We start from the raw sequence: 289 nt of genomic DNA on the forward strand, positions 1-289 counted from the left end.
GCGGCGACCACCACCGCCCGATGCGCAAACACGGCTCGGGCCGCCAACGCCCGCCCCACCACCACCGGATCCACCTCAGGCCGGTCAGCCACAAACCCCGCCAACCGCTGCGCCTGCGCCCGCAACGCCACCTCAGACTTCGCCGACAACAACCACGGCACCACACCGTCGACCAGCAGGGCCGGCTCATGACCCGACGCCGTATCCGGTGCCGGTTCGGCCTCTTCGAGGATGAGGTGGGCGTTGGTACCGCTGATCCCGAACGACGACACCCCAGCCCGCCGCGGCC

The 289-nt window shown here is 71.3% G+C and carries 1 protein-coding gene; it reads right to left on the reverse strand.

Translation table 11 applies throughout. From position 1 onward, the window contains the following. On the reverse strand, positions 1-272 hold a 272-nt coding region (locus ACLQ2W_RS33970), incomplete at its 3' end, for a ketoacyl-synthetase C-terminal extension domain-containing protein (protein ID WP_425792000.1). Positions 273-289: the final 17 nt, after the last annotated feature.

The organism is Micromonospora sp. DT227, assembly GCF_049841835.1.
In the GTDB taxonomy this organism is placed as follows: Bacteria; Actinomycetota; Actinomycetes; order Mycobacteriales; family Micromonosporaceae; genus Micromonospora.